The 19,897-nt window shown below is 57.4% G+C and carries 18 protein-coding genes; 10 read left to right on the plus strand and 8 right to left on the minus strand.

Features of this window, described 5'->3' with window-relative positions; all coding sequences use genetic code 11:
• Window positions 1-2: 2 nt before the first annotated feature.
• The 6 genes from nqrF to ACEN2J_RS00435 are packed head-to-tail and all read right to left on the minus strand — an operon-like array spanning window position 3 to window position 5,310.
• A complete protein-coding gene (gene nqrF / locus ACEN2J_RS00410; RefSeq protein WP_442102351.1) occupies window positions 3-1,223 on the minus strand; it encodes an NADH:ubiquinone reductase (Na(+)-transporting) subunit F in 1,221 nt (406 codons plus the stop codon).
• Window positions 1,220-1,828: an NADH:ubiquinone reductase (Na(+)-transporting) subunit E gene (gene nqrE / locus ACEN2J_RS00415; RefSeq protein ID WP_442102352.1), complete on the minus strand. Its 609-nt coding sequence runs from the start codon at window positions 1,826-1,828 to the stop codon at window positions 1,220-1,222. The genes nqrF and nqrE overlap by 4 nt, the downstream gene beginning before the upstream one ends.
• Window positions 1,825-2,490, minus strand: coding sequence for an NADH:ubiquinone reductase (Na(+)-transporting) subunit D (locus ACEN2J_RS00420; protein ID WP_442102354.1), 666 nt, complete (start codon window positions 2,488-2,490; stop codon window positions 1,825-1,827). Before ACEN2J_RS00420 ends, nqrE begins: the two co-directional genes overlap by 4 nt.
• A gap of 3 nt (window positions 2,491-2,493) precedes the next feature.
• Window positions 2,494-3,291: an FMN-binding protein gene (locus tag ACEN2J_RS00425; RefSeq protein ID WP_442102355.1), complete on the minus strand. Its 798-nt coding sequence runs from the start codon at window positions 3,289-3,291 to the stop codon at window positions 2,494-2,496.
• Window positions 3,284-4,060, minus strand: coding sequence for an RnfABCDGE type electron transport complex subunit D (locus ACEN2J_RS00430; RefSeq protein ID WP_442102356.1), 777 nt, complete (start codon window positions 4,058-4,060; stop codon window positions 3,284-3,286). The genes ACEN2J_RS00425 and ACEN2J_RS00430 overlap by 8 nt, the downstream gene beginning before the upstream one ends.
• Window positions 4,057-5,310: a Na(+)-translocating NADH-quinone reductase subunit A gene (locus ACEN2J_RS00435; RefSeq protein WP_442102358.1), complete on the minus strand. Its 1,254-nt coding sequence runs from the start codon at window positions 5,308-5,310 to the stop codon at window positions 4,057-4,059. The genes ACEN2J_RS00430 and ACEN2J_RS00435 overlap by 4 nt, the downstream gene beginning before the upstream one ends.
• A 202-nt stretch (window positions 5,311-5,512) precedes the next feature.
• Between ACEN2J_RS00435 and ACEN2J_RS00440 the strand changes: the two genes are divergently transcribed.
• Window positions 5,513-6,628, plus strand: coding sequence for a cytochrome C (locus ACEN2J_RS00440; protein WP_442102359.1), 1,116 nt, complete (start codon window positions 5,513-5,515; stop codon window positions 6,626-6,628).
• Between the two features lie 96 nt (window positions 6,629-6,724).
• Complete coding sequence (locus ACEN2J_RS00445) at window positions 6,725-7,729, plus strand: SIS domain-containing protein (protein WP_442102360.1); 1,005 nt, start codon at window positions 6,725-6,727, stop codon at window positions 7,727-7,729.
• Here the strand turns inward: ACEN2J_RS00445 and ACEN2J_RS00450 are convergent, their stop codons facing one another.
• Window positions 7,730-8,494 (minus strand): FadR/GntR family transcriptional regulator, encoded by a 765-nt coding sequence (locus tag ACEN2J_RS00450; RefSeq protein WP_442102362.1) that lies wholly within the window; start codon window positions 8,492-8,494, stop codon window positions 7,730-7,732. It lies immediately after the preceding gene.
• Window positions 8,470-9,189 (minus strand): ribonuclease activity regulator RraA, encoded by a 720-nt coding sequence (locus ACEN2J_RS00455; RefSeq protein ID WP_442102364.1) that lies wholly within the window; start codon window positions 9,187-9,189, stop codon window positions 8,470-8,472. Before ACEN2J_RS00455 ends, ACEN2J_RS00450 begins: the two co-directional genes overlap by 25 nt.
• Window positions 9,190-9,484: 295 nt before the next feature.
• On the opposite strand from ACEN2J_RS00455, the gene ACEN2J_RS00460 reads away from it, so the two are divergent.
• The 8 genes from ACEN2J_RS00460 to ACEN2J_RS00495 all read left to right on the plus strand — a co-directional run bounded on the left by ACEN2J_RS00460 (window position 9,485) and on the right by ACEN2J_RS00495 (window position 19,894).
• Window positions 9,485-10,477, plus strand: coding sequence for a TRAP transporter substrate-binding protein (locus ACEN2J_RS00460; RefSeq protein ID WP_442102366.1), 993 nt, complete (start codon window positions 9,485-9,487; stop codon window positions 10,475-10,477).
• A gap of 77 nt (window positions 10,478-10,554) precedes the next feature.
• Entirely contained in the window at window positions 10,555-11,046 is a 492-nt protein-coding gene (locus tag ACEN2J_RS00465) for a TRAP transporter small permease (protein WP_442102367.1), read from the plus strand.
• Window positions 11,043-12,353: a TRAP transporter large permease gene (locus ACEN2J_RS00470; RefSeq protein WP_442102368.1), complete on the plus strand. Its 1,311-nt coding sequence runs from the start codon at window positions 11,043-11,045 to the stop codon at window positions 12,351-12,353. The genes ACEN2J_RS00465 and ACEN2J_RS00470 overlap by 4 nt, the downstream gene beginning before the upstream one ends.
• A gap of 270 nt (window positions 12,354-12,623) precedes the next feature.
• A complete protein-coding gene (locus tag ACEN2J_RS00475; RefSeq protein WP_442102369.1) occupies window positions 12,624-13,613 on the plus strand; it encodes a TRAP transporter substrate-binding protein in 990 nt (329 codons plus the stop codon).
• Between the two features lie 87 nt (window positions 13,614-13,700).
• A complete protein-coding gene (locus ACEN2J_RS00480) occupies window positions 13,701-14,231 on the plus strand; it encodes a TRAP transporter small permease (RefSeq protein WP_442102370.1) in 531 nt (176 codons plus the stop codon).
• Between the two features lie 2 nt (window positions 14,232-14,233).
• Window positions 14,234-15,514: a TRAP transporter large permease gene (locus ACEN2J_RS00485; protein WP_442102371.1), complete on the plus strand. Its 1,281-nt coding sequence runs from the start codon at window positions 14,234-14,236 to the stop codon at window positions 15,512-15,514.
• Between the two features lie 459 nt (window positions 15,515-15,973).
• A complete protein-coding gene (gene aceE / locus ACEN2J_RS00490; protein WP_442102373.1) occupies window positions 15,974-18,631 on the plus strand; it encodes a pyruvate dehydrogenase (acetyl-transferring), homodimeric type in 2,658 nt (885 codons plus the stop codon).
• A gap of 24 nt (window positions 18,632-18,655) precedes the next feature.
• Complete coding sequence (locus ACEN2J_RS00495; RefSeq protein ID WP_442102374.1) at window positions 18,656-19,894, plus strand: 2-oxo acid dehydrogenase subunit E2; 1,239 nt, start codon at window positions 18,656-18,658, stop codon at window positions 19,892-19,894.
• Window positions 19,895-19,897: the final 3 nt, after the last annotated feature.

Below are 19,897 nucleotides of genomic sequence, written 5' to 3' on the forward strand. Positions count from 1 at the left end.
GGTCAGCCTCCGAAATCGTCGTTAAAGATAGAGTGCGGCTCGACCCCCAGTTTCGCCAGCATATGCAGCACGGCAGAAATCATGACGGGTGGGCCGCAGAGGTAATATTCGCAATCTTCGGGCGCGGGGTGGCCCTGCATCGCTGCGCGGACGGTTTCGTGGATAAAGCCGGTAGCCCCTTGCCAGCGGTCGCCGGGGGCGGGGTCAGACAGCGCGGGCGTCCATGTGAAGTTGGGGTTTTGCTGCGCAATCGCCTCAAACTCATCCACATAAAACAGGTCAGCGGCGGTGCGGGCACCGTAGAAAAAGCCCATTTTGCGGGGGGTATTCGCGCCGATCTGCGCGTGGATCATCGCGCGCAGGGGGGCCATCCCAACACCGCCGCCGATAAACACCATCTCGCGCGATGTGGGTTGAACGTGGAAATCACCGAAGGGGCCCGAGGCAGCAACCGTATCGCCGGGTTTCAGCGCGAAAAGCCATGACGAGACGACGCCCGGCGGCAGGCTGTGTTCTTGGCCCGCAGGCGGCACGGCAAGGCGGATGTTAAACACGGCGCGGCCCACATCGGCGGGCCTGCTGGCGATGGAATAGGCGCGGGTCACAGTGCTGGCCGAACTCGTACGCAGGGCAGGCCAATCGGCCTGTTGCCAGATGTCAAGGAAAGCGGGGTCGATGTCGATCTGGCTGAAATCCAAAGCATACGGCGGGGCGGTCAGTTGCAAAAAACCACCGGCGCGGAAATCAAAGGGCTGGTCTGGGGGCAGGTCTAAAACCAGCTCGCGGATCAGAGGGGCGAGCTGGCGGTTTGACACGACGGTGCAGGTGAAACCCGTGGCCCCAAGGAACGCGGCTGGCACGGTGACAGCACAAGGCCCGCGCAACGTGGTTTGGCAGGCAAGCCGCACATGGGCTTTCCGCTCGGCCGCCGACAGCATGGCCTTTTCGGTGGCAATAGGTGCGCCCGCGCCTTCGCCCGTCACGACCACACGGCACAGCCCGCAAGTGCCCGAACCACCGCAGGCCGCCGGAATGCCGATATTGGCACCGTGCAACGCGCCCAGCAATTTATCGCCCCGCGCGGCGATCACCGTTTCGGTGCCATTCACAGTGACGGCCATCGCGCCCGCGGGGATAAGCTTGCGGCGCGTCGCCAGCAGCGCAAGCGTTAACGCCAAAATAAGGGCTGTGATGATACAGGCGCCAAGCAGGATTTCGGTCATGATGCCACCATCTGCGCAAAGGCCGAAAAGCCGAGCGACATCATACCGGCAAGGATAAAGGTAATGCCAAGCCCGCGCAGCCCTTGGGGCAGGTCAGCATAGGCCAGCCGCGCCCGAATGGCGCTGAGCATAACCACCGCGACGGCAAACCCAAAGCCGGCACCAAGGCCAAAGACTGTGGATTGGGCAAGGTCATATTTGCGGTCTACCATGAACAGGCTGCCCCCCAAAATGGCGCATTGCACCGTAAGCAGCGGTAAAAACACCCCGAAAGACGCGTAAATCGTAGGAAAGAACCGATCAAGCACCATTTCCAACAGTTGCACGGTAGCGGCGATGACCCCGATAAAGGCGATCAGCTTTAGGTAGGAAAGGTCGGTATCCAACCCTGCCCAAGCCCACGCACCGGGGGCCAGCAGCGTGGTGTAGATCAAATGGTTCAGCGGCACGGTCACGCCCATCACCGCGATCATCGCGATGCCAAGCCCCAGCGCGGGCGCGGTTTTGCGCGACAGCGCGATAAAGGTACACAGCCCAAGGAAAAACGTCAGCGGCATGTTTTCGACAAAGGCGGCGCGCAGGAACAGGCTCCAAAGATCGGTCATTTGTTATCCCCCCGCATGTCGGGGGGCAGATATTCCAGCGGCTCGGATTGGTCAGGCAGAACGGTGCGTATCGCCCAGACCAAACCGCCCAGCAGGAAAAACGCCGAGGGCGCCAGCAACATCAGGTTTAGCGGCGTGTACCAACCGCCTTGATCAACCGTTGGCAGCACTTGCCACCCTAGCAAGGCCCCTGCCCCGAACAGCTCACGCACCGCGCCGATGATGGTTAGCACCAGCGAATAGCCCAGCCCGTTGCCCAGCGCATCGACCATCGACCGCACTGGCGGATTGTGGCGCGAAAAAGATTCCGTGCGCCCCAGCACAAGGCAGTTTGTGGTGATCAGGCTGACAAAAACCGACAGCTTTTGGCTGATATCAAACAGATAAGCCTGCAAAACCTGATCAATCACGATGACGAGCGAGGCCACGATGACGATTTGCACGATCAGCCGGATGGAGTCGGGGATGTGCCTGCGGATCAGGCTAATGGTGCCCGCCGACATGACCAGCGCCGCCGTCAGTGCCGCAGACATGGTTAGCGCCGTTGCCATCGACGTGGTCACAGCCAACGCCGAGCAGATGCCAAGGATTTGCAGCGTCACCGGATTTTGCCGGATCAGCGGGGTGGTTAGAACCTGCCAAAGGCTGGGGGTTGCGGGCATGGCCTAATACTCCCCCCGCCGAATTGCAGCGAGCAGCGGGCCGTAACCGTCATCGCCCAGCCAAAACCGCATGATGCGGGTGATCGCGTTTGAGGTGCGGGTGGCGCCGGTGATGCCGTCCACCTCATAGGCGCTGCCCGCGCTGCCTTTGGCCACGGCAAAGCGCACCGCGCCGCTGGGATCGATGGCCGATTTGCCGCCGAATTGCGACAGCCAAGCGGGTTCTTCGATCCGCGCACCAAGGCCGGGGGTCTCGGATTGGTTGGTGATCGCAAGGCCTGCGATGGTTTGCGTATCGGCGCGCAGGGCAAGAATGGCGTCGATGGGGCCGTTATAGCCCGCCCCGCTGATCGGCAAGAGGGCCAGCGACAGGCTGCCATCCGGTCCGCGCAGGAAATAGACTTGTGCGAAATTGGGGCGCTGACCCAAACCGGCGGTGTCTTGGGCGACGGTCAGGCCGGTCCAATTGCTGCTATCTTCCAGCGCCGTCGCAAGATCGGCAGCAGGGATGTCGGCAACAGCGCCTTTGGTCAGGTCGATCACGACGGTTGACAGCGTACCACCCGATTGGGCCAGCAGGTCGGTCATGCCGGGGATGCCCGCGATCAGGGTTTCCAGCCGCGCCTGCTGTTCCGCCGCGCGATTGGCGGTTTGGATGGGGCGCAAGATGACGGTGGCACCGCTGACGAACAGCGCGCAAATGGCCGAGACGAGGAAGGCGATAACAATCGTCTTGGTACGGCTCTCATTTGGCAGGGCCAAAAGGCTGCGCCATGCAGACAGGGGGTTCAGATTAGCCATGACGTTTTCTCCTGCGCGCAAGCCAGAATGCGATTGCAACCTCATCCAGCAGTGGGGCGGCGAGTGAGGTAAGAAGCGCCGCCGAGACAGCCATTTGGGCGGGGGCGACACTGTGCCATTGGGTGGCGAATAGCGTGGTAAGGGCGGCAAAAACTGCGCCGTTCAGAAAGCTGCCTGCCCGAGTAGAGGCGCTTGCAACTGGGTCGGTGACCAGCAAGGCAAATACAATGGTGGCGGAGGGAAGGACCGGCGCAACCGGCATTTCGGCAAGAAGCGCAAGCCCGAGGACCGCCAACGCACCAAGGATCCGCCGCCACGACATAACGCCGTACATCGCGCCAATGGCCAGCGCGGGAATGGCAGCCCACGCCACGGGTGGCGCAAAGTCATGCCACGGCGCTGTAGGAAAGCCAAAGCCGAGAAAGGCGAGCGTGACGGTGGCCGGGTTCAGCACGTTGCGGCCCCAGCCACCAAACACCAACTCGGCCATGACCGACCCAAAGCTGATACCAAGGATAAGTTGCCACAGGGTCAGGTCTTGGGGGGCAAGCATGGCCACAGCGATGGCGGTCAGCGCACCGGCAAAAGATGGCGGTTGTGCGCGGGCCAGCATAAAGACAAGGTGCCAAAGGCCCGATGTGACTAGGGTAAAGGCAAGGCGGCTGGCGGCGTCTAACCCGCCGTAGGCAAGCCATGCCAGCAGCATCGGCAGCATGGCCAGCAGCAACAGCAACGCGATGATTTCGCGGTCCCACAGGCCTCGTTTCATAGCGCATCCTCCTCGGCGGCGATTTTATGCAGCATAGCACGAAGCTGTGTCGCAAGGCGTGGGCGCGCACCGGTGGCGTAATCGGCAAGGGCGATGTCACTGGCAAGCAAGGACAAACCGCCGAGGCGGGTGAACCCTTCTGTATCGGCGGTGGCGAGGGCGCGGATAAGGGCAGCGGCGGGGAGTGCGCCGCCGAGCGATTGATCTAGGGCCGCTGACGGGATGATAGGCGCATGGCGGGCCGCGCGCTCAAGGGCTGTGGCAAACCAATGCGGGGATTTGGCCGCTGCGGGACAGGCCAGCAGGGTGGCTTGCCTGTCGTGGGGGCCAAGCCAATGCGCGGGCCGGCCATTAAGAATTGACCCCGAAAGCACCTCATGCGGGCCGGGGCGCAACAGAGATTGGCACAACCCGCGCAGATCGGCACCGGGCTGGCAGCGAACAGCACTAGGCGCGTGCAAAGCATCGCCGGTGATGCTGACCAGACGTGTGGCGGGCAGATACCCCGTGGCGAGCAGCGCACCGATATCAGCGACATCTTCGGCGTGAACCTCCCAAACTGGGGCGGCGGGTGTGGCCGGAAAATGGCGGTGAATTTGCCAGCCAGCCAGCCCTTGTGGATGGATGGGGGCAACGGAAAGGCGCGTGACCGTTGCGGGCAGATCGGCAGGGCAAGGCTGATTGGCGGGCTCGCACATGAACAACTTGGCGGCGAAATCTGTCAGCGCGCCCATGCCACGGCTGAAATCCTCCTCGCGCCCTGCAATGGCCGCCCAAGGCGGGGGCGCATCGGGGGTGGTATCAATGCCCATGACAAAGATCGCGGCGGGGGTTTCAGTGGCGCGCGGCATACGACCAAAGGGACGGCTAAGGATTCGGTGCCACAGGCCCGAGGACTGGAGCAACGCGGGGAGCGCTAAGGATTTGGTATCAAATGCGTGTCTGTTATTATGCTCATCTTGGAACACCACAAGTTGCGACAGCCTGTGGCCTGGCAACAGATCAACCCGCGTAATCCGCCCTGCCATCGGCGCGACAAGCGCGACATCAGGGGCCGCGCGCAGACGCAAAACCGGCTGACCTTGGGCGACTTGGGCATCCTCGGCCACCATCAGTTCGACCCGCAATCCCTCATTCGGGCTTGCGGTAAGCGCGGCCTCGGGCGTTAGGGTTGTTGGGGCATCGGCCCATGCTGGGACTGGCCCTGAACGGGGCAAAACCAACCCTGAAGAAAACAGCGAGGCGCGCATTACAAATCCAACTGGCATGGCCGTGTCGCGAAGGGTGCTACGGGGAGATCGTTGCAGAATTTCATAAAATCTGATACCATATATTTGCGCCAAGGTGTACCCACCCCAGAAAAGGAACCAACATATGCCATTGAGAAGAAAAGATTTATTTTGGATATATGTTTGTTTTAGCCTCGCGCTGGCTGCGCTGCCGGCAATTGGGGTGGCACAAGCACAAACCACCAGCGCATCGCCCGAAATTGAGGCGATCGCCAAAGAGATGGAGCTGTTTGTGATGCCGCGGTCGGGACCGTTCGCGCCGGATGAGATTAAGATCGCGAACCAAACCGCCATCGCAAACTGGGCACGGTCTGGGCATTCCGATTCGCATGCCGAGGCTTTTGCCCATTGGGATAAAGACGGTGAGATTCCGGCAGTTTGTGCGACCTGCCATTCTGGCGCAGGGTTTCGTAGCTTTTACGGGCTAGATGGCACCGAACCGGGCGTCAAAAAAGAACCAACGCCGATTGGCGGCGTGGTCGATTGCGATACCTGCCACAACCCTGCCTTGAATAAGGTGACGGAGGTTAAGTTTCCCAGCGGCTTGATGCACCCCGTGGCCACCACGGCCGAGGCATCATGCATGACATGCCACCAAGGCCGCGCGGCGGGTAATATGATTTCCAAGGCCGTCGCCACACTGGAACCCGATGCGCCGAACCCCGAGCTGAAATTTATCAACCCGCATTACGCCGTTGCGGCATCTACTTGGTTGGGCGGTTATGGCGGGTCGGGGTATCAGTATCCGGGCAAAGACTATAGCGGTCGGTTCTTTCATGCGCGGCCGGTGGAAACCTGTGTTTCCTGCCACGAACCGCACAGCCTGAAAGTGGCACAAGACGCGTGCACAACTTGCCATGAAGATGGCACGCTGGACAATATCCGCCTGTCGCGCATCAGCTATGACGGCAGCGGCGATCTGAAAAAGGGGATCCGCGCCGATATGTTGGCCAATGCGGACCGGCTGCACGGGTTGATTATTGACTATGCCACCAAGGTTGCCGGTGTGCCGATGGTGTATGATGCCCAAAAGCACCCCTATTTCTTTGCCGATGCCAATGCGGATGGGCGTATTGATGAGGTTAACGGTGCGTCTGTTGCCTATAACGCTTGGACGCCGCGCCTGCTGCAAGCCGCCTATAACTGGAAGTTTGTGACCTCGGACAAGGGCGCTTTCGTGCATAACCCGCATTACGCGCTAGAGCTGCTGTATGATTCCACCCAAGATTTGGCCCAGCCGATGGGTCTGGACTTTGCGGCGTGGCATATGATGCGCTAGGCGCTGGTGTTGCGAATGGCTTGACGTAGCCCGCTGAAATAATGCAGCTTTTGGTCGGGGCTGGTATGCAGTTCTGACCAAAAGGGATTTACTGCCATGAAACCAACCGGGCTTGACCTGCTGAACGCCGAGATGTCGCGGCAATTTACCGATGCGCGCGCGACTTTGGCGGATTGCGGGCCAGTGGCGCAAGCGGCCGATCATATTCGTGCCAAGGGGCGGCTGATGCTGCTGGGCATGGGCGGGTCGCATTGGGCCAACCGCATGGTTGAGCCGATATACCGTGCGGCGGGTATTGATGCCACAGCACAGGCGCTGTCGGAATATATGCGCGCGCCTTTGCCCGGCGATCCGGCGTTGATTGTGACATCGCAATCAGGCGCCTCGGGCGAGGTGCTGCGCTTTTTGGACGGGCAAGATGACAGCCAGATTATCGGGCTGACGCTGGCACCGCAAAGCCGGTTGGCGCAGGTGGGCTTGCCGATTATCGGGGCCGGCGGGGTAGAGCTAGCCTATGCCGCGACAAGGTCGCTATTAATCACAATCGCGATGCATGCCGCGATTTTGCACAGGCTGGGGCTGCCTGTTGAAGGGCTAGAGGCGGCGCTGGCCACGCCTGCCAGCTTGGGCGACTTGGGGCCTGCGGTGGATGCACTCGCAGCGGCGCGCAACGCGGTGTTCGTGGCACGGGGCAGCCTGCAAGGTGTGGCCGATGCGGCGGCGCTAAGCCTGATGGAATTGGCGCGGATACCGGTTTTGGGGCTAGAGGCAGGGCAATTCCGGCATGGGCCGTTTGAGATGGCAGGTGCAGACACGGCGGTGGTTTTCTTGCGCGCCCAATCGGCGGAACCTGATAATATTGAAGGGTTAGCCGCTGAATTGATGGCGCATGGCGTGCGGCCAATTGTGGTTGATCTGTCGGGGCAGCCTGCGATTGCGGGCTGCATCACGTTGCAACTGCCTGCGGCCGATGGGCTGGTGGCGGCGGCAAATGGGCTTGTTGGATTGCAGGCAATTGTTGTTGCAGCAGCGGCGCGCATGGTGCCCGATGTCGGCACGCCCCTGTGGTCAACCAAGGTAACAAGCGGCGAGAGCCGTTAATCAGGGTTCAAGTGTACCGTCGAACACCCGTTTACGGGCGTTTTCAATATGGGCGCGCATCGCATCCCGCGCGGCAGCTTGGTTGCCTGCGGCGATGGCGTCGAAAATGGCGTAATGCTCTCTTTGGACCAGTTGCAGGCGGTCTTTGGGCTTGGTCAGCGACAGGTTGCGGGTCAGGTTCAGGCCGGTCAGGATATTGGCCTTCATCGACATACGTGCGGCCATGAAATAATGATTGCCCGACGCGTTGCAAATCGCGGCGTGGAAATCTTCATCAGCATCCACACCCAATTGGCCCGCTGCGTTGCAGGCATCCAGCGCCTCTAGGGCCGATTTAATAGAGGCCAACTCGGTGTCGCTTCGGCGCTTGGCGGCGAAAAAGGCGGCCTCGCTTTCGACAGCCGTGCGAAATTCAAAGGTGCGCTGGATATCGGCAATCGAGCTGATGGGCGCAAAATTCAGCACCGCGCCATCGGGTTTACGGGTCACAAAAGAGCCAGACCCTTGGCGCGACACGATCAAATCATCGTCGCGCAGATGTTGAAGGGCCTGACGCAAAACCGGGCGCGACATACCGAACTGTTCGCTCAGCGCGTGTTCGGTGGGCAATTTGGCACCAACGGCGATTTCGCCGCGCATTATCATCGACAAAATCTGCTCATAGGCTTGGTCGGCCAAAGTGCGGTCACCATGACGCGCGGCGTCACTGGCTATCAGGCCAGCGCCCATCTGATTTGCGCCTATCGGCCGTTCGCTTGGCGCCATTGCAAATAATCCTCTTTGGTTTTGGGGTCGGTTGGCGGGTAGAGACCGAAGGTGGACGCGCCATTTCGCACACGCAACAGTACATAATCTTCAAACGCGGTCATCTCAACCGCTTCACTCGCGATTTCATCGGCCAAATGCGCAGGCAGGCACACCACACCTTCGTTATCGCCAACCATAATATCACCCGGAAACACCGCGACACCGCCACACGCAATAGGGTCATTGATGCCAACCGCATGGTGTTTGGTTAGGTTGGTCGGCGCGCTAGGGTGAGTGTGATAAGTCGGCATGTCCAGTGCTGCAATTTCGGGGGTGTCGCGAAAGCCGCCATCGGTAACGATGCCTTGGCAGCCGCGCATCATCAGCCGTGTAGCGAGGATGCACCCCAGCGACGCCGCCGTATAATCGCCCCGCGAATCGACGACGAAAACAGTGCCCTCGCCGCATTCCTCGACGCCTTTGCGCTGTTTGTTTTCACGATCGGCAAAGGAATCGATCACATCGAGGTCTTCTCGCGATGGAATATAGCGCAGGGTATAGGCCCGCCCGACCATGCTTTTCCCCGCGCGCAGGCGTTGCGGCCCTTGCAGGTAGATGTTTTTAAAACCACGTTTGAACATGGCAGTGGTCAGCGTCGCCGTGCTGACACCCGCAAGCTTTTCAAATGTTGAAAGTTTTCCAGTTTTATCCATGGCATCCCCCCTGCGTTTAGGTGGCGGATCCCGCCTACCCATTTATACGTAGCAAGGCGCGCATGAGCCGTCAATAATTTGTAACATCTTGTAATGGCACCCAGTGCAGCAGCTTTCAAAAAATGGCGATTTTAGCTGCCTTTTGTTCGTTTTTAACCCCATTCCAGCCTAATAGCGGATAATGTTTTTAACAAAAATATCCAAATTTCCGTTGACTTGTAACAAATATATACACCTTAATGCCGCCAGTTAAGGGCCACCCAGCGGGGAAAGGCCCAGCTTAGGGAGGACGACCATGTCTATTTTCAAGAAAACCATCACCTTGCTGTCGGGTGCCGTTGTGGCGACCAGCTTGCTGGCAAGCACAGCAAGCGCACAAACCACGCTGCGCGGCGCGAGCATGTTTGACGAAAACCACGCCTATACCAAAACGCTGCGGAAATTCGCGGACTTGGTCAAAGAAAACTATGACGGCGATGTGACGTTTGATTTGCGCCTGAACGGCGAGCTGGGCGTAGAGTCCGATTATGTGACCTACCTGAACCAAGGCGTCGCGGTGGATTATACAATCCTTGCGCCATCGAACATGGCGGTTTTCTCGCCCTCTATCCCGTTGATGGATATGCCATTCCTGTTCCGTGATCTGGACCATTGGAACGCGGTTCTGTCCAGCGATGTTTTGGCCCCGCTTGAGGCAGAGCTGCTGGAAAAAGCCGACATCAAGATCGTCGGTTACAATGGCGGCGGCGTTCGCAACATCCTGTCGGCAGCGCCTATCCACAACATGGCCGAGCTGAACGGTTTTCGGATGCGCGTGATGGGTGCCCCTATTCAGGCACAAATCTTTGCGGCCCTGACTGCGGCCCCTTCGGCGATTGCCTATAACGAAGTGTATAACGCGATCCAGACCGGCGTTATCCAAGGCTTTGAGAATGAGGCCGCCAGCATTCAGAACCTGAAGTTCTATGAAGTGGCGCCATACCTGACCCTGACCCAGCACGCGATCACCGTGCGCCCGATTGTCATGAGCGGCAAAACCTTCCGCGCATTGCCAGAGGCGCTGCAAACCGCTGTGTTGAAAGCTGGTAAAGAAGCAGGCGAGTTTGGCCGTGAGCTGGAATCGCGCGAAGATGGCGAAAAGCTGCAACAGATGGTGGATGCCAAGCAAATCACAGCGATCCCGTTTGAGGGCCGCGATGAGATGCTGAAAATGGTTGTCCCTGTGCAGGATGCTTATGCAGCCGAGCTGGGCGCGACCGACCTTTTGAACGCAATCCGCGCGAAGTAATAAAGCCAATTTCCCCGGGGCGGCGCAGGCTGCCCCGGGGTTTTTCGCGTTTTGGGCATTAGATTTCGGGGGCGTTAATGGGCGTTGTCTTAGACAAGTTTGCGAATTTACTGCGCGTTTTGCTGGCGGTACTGATGGGGTCGCTTGCAATCCCCGTCGCGATGCAGGTGATTTCGCGCTATACGGGGGTCATCCCGACCTATCTTTGGACCGAAGAGCTTTCGACCTTTATCTTTGTTTGGGTCGTGATGATCGGGGCCATGGTCGCGGTTTGGGATGGCATTCATTTTGACGTACGGGTAACGCCCGACGCCAAGCGGCCCTTGATGATTTTGCTGCAAAACGGGGTTGTGCTGGTGCTGATCCTTATTTTTGCGGTGCTCTTTGCTTGGTATGGCATTGATTATGCCAAATTTGGGAGCATCCAAAACTCGGTCATGATGCGCGCCAACCTGATGGTCACCTTTATTTCTGTTCCCATTGCCGGCGTGGTTTGGACGCTGTTTGCGGGCTATCGGCTGTATGAGGCCATTGTAACATACCGCAAAACGCGGGGAGATTTCGTATGATCGTTTCCACTATTATGGCCTGCTCAATTCTGGTGGGCGGGTTTATCTTTCTGGTCGCGATCCGCGTGCCGGTGGCCTTTGCCTTGGGGATTGCGACGATCCCGATTGTGATGCTTGATATGCGCCTGACGCCGTTCATCATTATCGACCGGATGTTTCAGTCTTATAACTCGTTCATTCTGCTGGCCGTGCCCTTCTTTTTGCTGGCAGCGAACCTTATGAACTCGGGCAAGGTAACGGATAAGTTGATTGAGCTGGCGCGCGTGCTGACAGGCTGGATGCCCGGCGGTCTGGGCCATGTGAACGTAGCCGTTTCAATGCTGTTTGCAGGGATTTCGGGCTCCTCTACCGCCGATGCGGCGGGCTGTGGCAAGATTTTGATCCCGGCGATGGTCAAAGAAGGTTATGACACCCGCTTTTCCATTGCGATTACAGCCTGTTCCTCGGTGATGGGGGTAATCATTCCGCCCAGCATTCTGATGGTGGTTTGGGGCGGCGTGATGCAGGTTTCCGTGGGTGCGCTGTTCTTGGGCGGCGCTATTCCGGGGATTCTGATTGGCCTGTCGTTGATGGCCACCGTCTACGGCTATGCCAAGGTTTACAACTATCCCACCGCTGGCACCCCAACATTTGCCGAGTTTTGGCACGCTCTGAAAGGCGCAGCACTGGCGATGTTCACGCCGATCTTGGTCATTGGCGGCATTGTGGGCGGCATCGTAACGCCAACCGAAAGCGCGATTATCGCGGCCGGTTACGCGCTGATTTTGGGGATGTTCGTGTACCGCACCGTTACGGTCCGCGATCTGGGGGCAATTTTGTATGACACGGGGCGGTTCGCGTCGATTTCCTTGTTTGCGATTGGCACGGCCTCGGCCTTTGGCTGGATGCTGTCGTTTTACAACGTGCCACGGCTGATCGTAACCGCGATGACCGCCACCCAATTTGGCCCGTTGGGCACGGGTTTGATGATTGCAGCGCTGTTCTTGTTTTTCGGCCTGTTCATCGATGCGATCCCCACGATCATCATTTTGGGCACGGTTTTGATGCCCGTCGCCCAAGCCGCCGGGATTGAGCCTGTTAGCTTTGCAATCATCGGGATTGTGTCTTTGGCCTTTGGGTTGGTGACGCCGCCTTACGGGCTCTGTTTGCTGATATCAGCCGCGATTGGTGGCATGAACGTGATGCAGGTGATGCGAGATGTCGTCATCATTTTGATCCCTATGCTTATGATATTACTTCTGATTATCATATTCCCCGAAATCGTGCTGTGGCTGCCAAAACTGCTGATGCCTGGGTCATTTAGATAAACGGATTTGCGGCGCCTTCGGGCGCCGCAATCTTTTTTCAGGCACCGCGCAATCAAGGCTATACGGCACGGAAATCAGCCATTAGGCTTTGAAAACTGTGCAGCCCACAAAAATAAATGGCCAAAGCGGGAATGTGGTGTTTGACAATATTTGTTAATCTGGCATACTAGAATACGCGAAATCAGCGGTCGATTCCTCTGAGGAATGCCAATCAAAGGATGCTCGGACGAACGACACGCACAGAACAACAGAAGATCAGGGAGGATCGTTATGACGTTTTTTAAGAAGATCAATGCAGTTGCAGCAGGCGCTGCGCTGAGTGTTAGCCTTGTTGCCACCGCCTCGGGTGCGACAGACCTGCGCGGCTGGAACATCCACGTAGACGACTATCCGGTTTCGATCGCGATGGAATCGTTCCTTAAGGAAGTGACCGAAAAAACTGGCGGTGCGATTACCGGCAAAGTTTATAACAACGGCGTTCTGGGTGACCAGCCCGATGCGATTGAACAAGTGCGTCTTGGCGCGATCGATTTCGGTGAATTTAGCCTTGGGCCAATGGGCCAAGCGATCCCTGAAACCAACGTGGTTTCCTTACCTTTCATCTTTAAAAGCATCCCGCAGATGTACAAACTGATGGACGGCGATGTTGGCAAAGCGATCGGCGAAGGCATGATCGCCAAGGGCATGGTGCCACTTGGTTGGTATGATGCCGGCGCGCGCTCGTTCTATAACTCGCAGCACCCGATCAACACGCCTGACGACGTAACAGGCCTGAAAATCCGCGTGATGAGCAACGATTTGTTCGTGATGATGGTTGAAGCGATGAAGGGCAACGCCACGCCAATGGCATTCGGCGAAGTGTACCAGTCGATCAAAACCGGCGTTGTAGACGGTGCGGAAAACAACCCGCCATCCTACGAGTCGACCAACCACTTTGAAGTGGCCAAGTACTATTCCTTGACCGAGCACCTGATCATCCCCGAGTGCCTGTGCATGGCCAAAGCGACTTGGGACAAGCTGACACCTGAACAGCAGACCATCGTGATGAAAGCTGGTCACACAAGCGCGCTTTTGCAGCGTGAACTGTGGCAGGCACGTGAAGCAGCGAGCATGGAAAAAGTGAAAGCTGGCGGCACTGAAGTAAACACTATCGCTGACAAAGGCCCATTCCAGGCTGCTATGGCGCCGGTTTACGAAAAATTCATTGCTGACAACCCAGCCCAAGCTGGTCTGGTTGATATGATCCGCAACGCGGACTAATCGATCGCAACTTGTGAGAGGCCCGCTGTTAACACGGCGGGCCTTTTGCCACGCAGCATAGGCCCATTTAGAAATTCGGGTGTAATAATGACAAACACTTCGCCTCTCGTGCAAAACGTTAAATTCTTCTTAGATAAAATAAGCAGCCTTTGCTTTTTCATCGCATCCGTCTCGTTGGTCGTGCTGATCGCTACCTTTGGCTGGTTGGTTTTTGGACGTTATGTTCTGAACGTAACGCCGACTTGGGTTGAACAGCTGGCCTTGCTCTTGATTTGCTACATCACCTTTCTTGGGGCCGCCGCGGGCGTGCATGAAGACACCCATATCGGCGTGACGCTGTTTCGCGACATTGTGCCTGAAGGGCTGCAAAAAGTTACGATGATTGTTATCGACGCGATCATTGCCGTCTTTGGGGCAAGCATGTTGATCGCCGGTATCGCCCTGATGAAATTCGGTTGGGCGACGATGCTGCCAATGCTGAACATCCCTGAAAGCTTTCGCACGCTGGCCATCACGTCTTGCGGCGCGTTGGTCCTGCTGTTTGCGGGCTCGCGGGCGATTTTGCGTATTCTGACATTTCGGGACTGGGTTCCCTCGACTGACGAAAAGGAAGCTTGAACATGGGTTTGGCAATTTTGCTTTGCGTTTTCGGGGTTGGCGTTATCGTCGGTGCCCCGGTCGCATTCGCCATGGGCATCGCGGCTGCGGCGGCCTTTTGGTACGAAGGCTTTCCAATGCTTATCACGTTTCAGCGGGCAACTGCGGGCGTGTCGGTGTTTTCGCTTTTGGCGATTCCGTTCTTTGTTTTCGCGGGCGAAATCATGTTGCACGGCGGTATCGCCCAGCGGTTGGTTAAGCTGGCATCTGCCTTGGTCGGCCACTTCAAAGGTGGTTTGGCGATGGTCAACATCTTTTCCAGCATGTTGTTTGGCGGCATTTCCGGTTCGGCTGTGGCCGATATTTCGGCACTTGGATCACTGCTGATCCCTGTGATGAAAGAACGCGGCTATCGCCCCGATTTTGCCGTGAACGTGACGGTAACCTCTTCGATCGCCGGCATTGTTATTCCGCCCAGCCACAACATGATCATCTTTGCTGTGGCTGCCGGTGGCGGCATTTCGGTATCAAAGCTGTTTTTGGCAGGTGTTATCCCGGGCATTTTGATGTGCGTTTGCATTGCAATCGCTGCTTACATCCTGTCGATTAAACACAAATACCCGGCCGAGCCCTTTCCCGGTTGGGGCGAGGTTGCGCGCAGTTCGGTTGATGCGCTACCCGGCTTTATGACTGCAGTCATCATCGTTGGCGGTACGCTGTCTGGCGTATTCACGGTAACGGAATCCGGTGCGTTCGGTGCGATTTACGCGGTGCTATTGACCAAGTTCTATTATCGCAGCCTTAGCTGGGATGCGTTTATGCGGTCGGTCACGGGCGCTGTGCGGACCACGTCGATGGTGATGATCCTGATCGCCTTTGCCAGCTCTTTCGCCTATTTGCTGGCGCTGTACCAAGTGCCTGCCGAGCTGAGCAACTTGTTGGTGTCGATCTCGGATAACCCGATTATCATCTTGTTGATGATCAACGTTATCCTGTTGATCCTTGGCATGATCATGGACATGGCCGCGCTTATCTTGATCTGTACTCCGATCTTTTTGCCAATCGCCAAAGGTCTTGGAATGGACCCGACACAGTTTGGTATCATGATGCTTATCAACCTTGGCCTTGGGCTGTGTACGCCACCTGTGGGCACCTGCTTGTTCGTAGGCTGTGCCGTGGGCAAGATCAAAATTGAACAAGCGCTAAAGACAATCTGGCCATTTTACCTTGCGATTTTGGCCGCCTTGTTGCTGGTCACTTTTGTTCCACAGTTCTCGCTTTGGCTGCCATCGCTTTATGATTAAAGCCTGAAAATCTGCTCTGGGCCGTTGTTTGGCCCAGAGCCCCCAAACGGCAGATTGCATGATTTTCAATCGCAACAAGGCTAAACGCGGAATCATTAAGCAACGCCAAAACCTACATTGCCAAGCCAAGCAATATGGTTATCATCACCTAAGATAGCGCTACCACAAGCTAATTCTTAGGAAAGTTGAAACCCGCACCAAGCAAAGACCAAGCGTGTCATCACACGCCAAAACGACCGAATCGCAGATTTTCGCCCGCCGGTTTCCGCCCAAGGATATCCTTTCTATATGACGCTAATGCAAAACAGCAGTATCCACGCCATCAAGATGCGCGTCTTATCGGTAAGGCACAGTCTTGAAACTGCACCGCGCCTGTTGTTGGCGTTACGGTTTCGAACAAACCGTTAGCCCCCCCCCTCGCCCCTTCTTTTTTACCTACCCATTCTGGAGATTGCCTGAATGCCTGAACTGCCAAACGATATTGACGCGATTGAAACCCAAGAATGGCAAGATGCCATAGCGGATGTGATTGAGCGGGACGGTGCCAACCGCGCGCATTTCTTGCTGGATAAGGCCGTGCAACAGGCGCGTGCGGCGGGGGCAAGCTTGCCGTTTTCGGCCACCACGCCCTACCAAAACACGCTGACCAGCGATGATTTGCCCGATTTCCCGGGCGATCTGGAGATGGAATGGCGCATTCGCACGATCAACCGCTGGAATGCGATGGCAACGGTTGTGCGGCGCAACAAGGAAAGCAGCGAATACGGCGGGCATATTGCGTCATTTGCCTCTGCGGCGGTGATGTATGACATCGGGTTGAACCACTTCTGGCGCTCCAAATCGGCGATTCATGGCGGCGATCTGGTGTTTTTCCAAGGCCATGTGGTGCCGGGGATTTACGCGCGCTCGTTCATGGAAGGCCGGATTGATGAGGAAACGCTGGTCAACTTCCGGTCGGAAGTTGATGGCAAGGGCCTGTCGTCCTATCCGCACCCGTGGCTGATGCCCGATTACTGGCAGTTCCCGACGGTTTCGATGGGCCTTGGCCCGTTGATGGCGATCTATCAGGCGCGGTTCATGAAATACATGCACAACCGCGGCCATATCGACATGGCCGACCGCAAGGTTTGGTGCTTCCTTGGTGATGGCGAGATGGACGAGCCAGAGTCGTTGGGTGCCATTTCCTTGGCGGCGCGTGAAAAGTTGGACAACCTGATTTTCGTCGTCAACTGCAACTTGCAGCGGCTGGACGGCCCTGTGCGCGGCAACGGCAAAATTGTCCAAGAGCTTGAGGGCGAGTTCCGTGGCGCGGGCTGGGAAGTGGTTAAACTGCTGTGGGGCAAGGGCTGGGAAGAGCTGCTGGAAAAAGACACGACCGGCCGTTTGCGCCAGTTGATGGAAGAAACCGTTGACGGTGATTATCAGACGTTTAAATCCAAAGATGGTGCTTATATTCGCAAGAATTTCTTTGGCAAATACCCCGAGACAGCAGCTTTGGTGGCCGATTGGACCGATGATCAAATCTGGGCTTTGCGCCGTGGTGGGCATGACCCTGAAAAGGTCTATGGCGCGTTCAAACACGCGACCGAGGTTAAGGGTCAACCGACCTGTTTGCTGGTAAAAACTGTCAAAGGTTATGGCATGGGTACCGCTGGCGAAGGCCAGAACACCACCCACCAGCAAAAGAAACTGGCCGAAGATCAGCTGCGCGCCTTCCGTGACCGTTTCAAAATTCCGGTTAGCGACGAAGACCTGCCAAAGGCACCGTTTGTTAAACTGAACAACGCGCAAAAGGCCTATTTGGCCGAGCGCCGGCAAGAACTTGGCGGGCCGTTCCCGCAGCGGACGTGGAAAGACACGCCCAAGCTGGAACTTCCACCACTGACCGCGTTTAAGGCACAGTTGGAATCGTCGGGCGACCGTGAGATTTCGACCACTATGGCCTTTGTCCGCATTCTGACCACGCTGCTGCGCGATAAGAATATGGGCAAAAACGTGGTGCCGATTGTGCCGGATGAGTCCCGCACCTTTGGAATGGAAGGGCTGTTCCGCTCGGTCGGCATCTATAACCCGCTGGGCCAGCATTATACCCCCGAAGACGCCGATCAGATGATGTATTACCGCGAGTCCGAGTCTGGGCAGGTTTTGCAAGAGGGCATCAACGAGGCCGGCGCTATGGCCGACTGGATTGCGGCGGCGACGTCCTATGCCAACCACGGCGTCCAAATGGTGCCTTTCTTCATCTATTACTCGATGTTCGGCTTCCAACGCATCGGCGACTTGGCTTGGGCGGCGGGCGACAGTCGTGCGCGTGGCTTTATGCTGGGCGGCACCGCAGGGCGTACCACGCTGAACGGCGAAGGTTTGCAGCATGAGGACGGTCACAGCCATATTCTGGCGTCGACCATACCGAACTGCATCACCTATGACCCGACCTTCCAGCATGAGGTGGCGGTACTGATCCATCACGGGATGGAACGGATGTACGGCAAAGCGCAGGAAGATGTGTATTTCTACCTGACCTTGATGAACGAAAACTATGTGCATCCTGAAATGCCTGCGGGTTCGGAAGAGGGCATTATCAAAGGCCTCTACCGGTTGAAGAAAACCAAACCGGCCAAGGCACACGTCAACCTGTTGGGTTCGGGCACCATTTTGGTGCAGGCGATGAAGGCGGCAGATTTGCTGCTGGCCGACTTTGGTGTCACCTCGGATATCTGGTCCGCAACCAGCCTTAATGAGCTGGCCCGCGATGGCCAAGATGCCGCGCGCCACAACCGTTTGAACCCGCTAGGTGACCAAAAGGTACCCTACGTGACGCAAGTGCTTGAGGGCGCAACAGGCCCGATCATCGCGGCCACAGACTACATGAAAAACTATGCCGAGCAGATCCGCGCCTTTGTGCCGGGCCGGTTTACCGTGTTGGGAACGGATGGGTACGGGCGGTCGGATAGCCGCGTAAACCTGCGCCGGTTCTTTGAGGTGGATGCGAACCATATCGCCGCCGCCGCCATGGTCGATCTGTACCGCGACGGCACGATTGATGAGAAAACGCTGACGGCCGCGTTAAAGAAATATGACATTGACGGCGCCAAGCCGAACCCCCGTTTGGTTTGATCGGGACGCAAAGGAGAAAACATTATGGCTATTGAAATCCAAGTCCCAGACATCGGCGACTTTAAAGATGTTCCCGTGATCACTGTTTTGGTCAGCGTTGGCGATGTTGTCGCCAAAGAAGACACTTTGATCGAACTTGAGTCCGACAAGGCGACGCTAGAGGTGCCATCCTCGGCTGCCGGTAAAATCACGGAAATCCGCGTAAAAGAAGGCGATAAGGTTTCCATGGGGTCGGTTATTTTGATGATGGAAGCCTCGGGTGAGGCGGCAGCGCCTGCTGCTGCCCCTGTTGCTGCGGCTCCAGTGGCGGCACCTGCGCCAGCGGCGGCACCCGCTGCGGCTGTGGTTGATAGTGGCTTTGGCAAAGCGCATGCCTCGCCCTCGATCCGTGCCTTTGCACGGCAGTTGGGTATTGATCTGGCCGCTGTTAACGGGTCGGGCCGCAAGGGCCGTATCTTGCGCGAAGACATCACTGCGGGCTTTAAGAAAACGGCTGCCCCTGCTGCGGCCGCAGCCTCGGGTGGGATGGGCATTCCCCCAATTCCTGTGGTCGATTTCTCAAAATTCGGGCCTGTTGAAGATGTGGAAATGCCCCGCATCAAGAAACTGTCTGGCCCTGCGCTGCACCGTGCTTGGCTGAACATCCCGCATGTGACGGTGTCCGAGGAAGCCGACATCACCGAGCTAGACGCCTACCGCAAGGAACTCGACACCGCTGCCAAGGCCGATGGTTACCGCGTGACCTTGCTGTCCTTTGTCATCAAGGCCTGCGTTTCGGCGTTGAAAGAGCATTGGGAGGTTAACTCCTCGCTGCATCCAGACGGCGACAAGTTGATCAAAAAGAACTTTTACAACATCGGTTTTGCGGCTGACACGCCCCAAGGCCTGATGGTTCCGGTGATCAAAGATGCCGACCGCAAAGGGATCATCCAAATCTCCAAAGAGCTCGGCAGCTTGTCGGCGCAAGCGCGTGATGGCAAGCTGAAGGGGCCGGATATGCAAGGCGCGACCTTTACCATCTCATCCCTTGGCGGGATTGGTGGCACCGGCTTTACCCCGATCGTCAACGCACCCGAAGTGGCCATTCTGGGCTTGGTGCGCGCAAAAATCTCGCCGGTTTGGAACGGGTCTGAATTTGTACCGCGCCTGATGCAGCCCTTGGCGCTGTCGTTTGACCACCGCGCCATTGACGGCGCTTTGGGCGCACGGTTCAACGCATCGCTGAAACATCTGCTCGGCGATGTGCGCCGGTTGATGTTGTAAGGG

The sequence above is a fragment of the Pseudorhodobacter sp. W20_MBD10_FR17 genome, assembly GCF_052119765.1.
In the GTDB taxonomy this organism is placed as follows: domain Bacteria; phylum Pseudomonadota; class Alphaproteobacteria; order Rhodobacterales; family Rhodobacteraceae; genus Pseudorhodobacter.